Raw genomic sequence first — 1502 nt, forward strand, 5'->3', positions numbered from 1 at the left:
GAATCCGATAGGACTTCCGGGCATCCATGCTGAACTTCGCGCACCAGCGCTGGGCTAGGAAAGTCCCTTCGTATTCGTCTCCTGCCATTGCACCCACCCTCTAATCAGAACGGGGCTGGGGATCGCACCGCGCTCGCCGGGCCTGGGCCGAAGTAAACGAGCCCACCTTGGGCGGTTGCTACAAGTCGCCTGCCGGGGTGGGCTTTTTCTATGGCGTAGTGGCAGGCGTTGCCAAGCAGGACAAGAGGTCAGTGATCTCGATGGAGCTGCAAGATGTTGATCAGTGGCTGGCGGGCTCGGTCCAAGAAGCGACGGGTCTCTTGAGACTGGCACCGGTCAGTGTGTTTGATGCAGGACCAGCCTAGGAGTGAGCACAGAATGCCTGAAGCATTTATCTGCCGTGAGTACCGCTTGACCGATGGCGGCGTGGTAACGCTCATCGTCTACCGTCCAGCACGGGCGCACGATGGGCCTGACTTCGAATGCAGTTATGCGATTCGAGGGCTTGGCACGCCTGTGAGGCAAGCGATTACCGGAGTGGACGAGGTGCAAAGCATGCTCCTCGCATTGAGAGTAGCCGCTGCGGTACTGAGCGCTTCACCAGAGTACAAGTCGCGGCGGCTCTACTGGCTGGAGCCTGATGAGCCCGATCTCGGTTTGCCGTTATCGTGATTCGGCGCGGACTATGGCTAGGAATGACGTCGCTCACTCGAGGGATCGTAGACCGTTTTCGGCCGATTCTGTTGAAAAACTCGAAAGCTGTTGAGCAGCCTACGTCGGTCGGAAAATCTACCTTTCAGATCGCTCTAGGAGCGGCGATCTCACATGTGGGAAGGGGTAAGGCACCCCCAAAAACATGATTCAAGGAGGTGCTAGGGAGTTTTTCAACAGAATCGGCCAGAAGCAGTCATCCCCAAGGAGGGGCACGTTGGCAAGTTACATCCGGGCAGAGAAATTGAGGTTTACCAAAATTTCCACCATGGCCTTTTCTTAGCGGGAAGTACCAACTTCACGTTGGGATCGAACTTCCAATCATCGGGGCCGGAGTAGACCGTATCCTCATCGTCGTGAACAGCGGCACCAAATTGCTTGGCAATATCCAACATCTTTAAATACAAGGCTGTATCAGGCCACTTCGTATAAATTCGCCCGTCACTCCAATCGAGCCAAGGCTCTTCATGCGCTGAAGCCCCAAGCCAGAGGACATAGTGCGGGCCTCTCTCTGGCATCAATTCAAGGTCTGGAGCAGTATTTACATGCGCCATCCATTCTTCAGCAGTAATTGGCACGTCATTACTATCAGGCCAAAAATCAGCGCGAGTAATGTGAAATTCAACACCCATACTATTCCAGCTTTATCGTCATGCTAAAGGATGTTTTATAGCCAAAGAAGGGCACGCCAGTGCACTCTCGTATGACTGCTTAGGGTTGTGGATTCAACCGGTCGATGCAACGCACTCGTCAAACATCTCAGCCGGGGTTCTGTAGCCCAAGGTCTTCCT

At 54.3% G+C, this 1502-nt stretch carries 2 protein-coding genes; one reads left to right on the forward strand and one right to left on the reverse strand.

Features of this window, described 5'->3' with window-relative positions; genetic code table 11:
• The first annotated feature begins 378 nt into the window (after nt 1-378).
• A complete protein-coding gene (locus AB6724_RS21750) occupies nt 379-672 on the forward strand; it encodes a DUF6968 family protein (protein ID WP_369340617.1) in 294 nt (97 codons plus the stop codon).
• 290 nt (nt 673-962) lie between these two features.
• On the opposite strand, the gene AB6724_RS21755 is transcribed toward AB6724_RS21750, so the two are convergent.
• Nucleotides 963-1343: a hypothetical protein gene (locus AB6724_RS21755; protein ID WP_369340618.1), complete on the reverse strand. Its 381-nt coding sequence runs from the start codon at nt 1341-1343 to the stop codon at nt 963-965.
• Nucleotides 1344-1502 lie beyond the last annotated feature (159 nt).

The organism is Comamonas guangdongensis (genome assembly GCF_041079535.1).
Classification (GTDB): Bacteria; Pseudomonadota; Gammaproteobacteria; order Burkholderiales; family Burkholderiaceae_C; genus Comamonas; species Comamonas guangdongensis.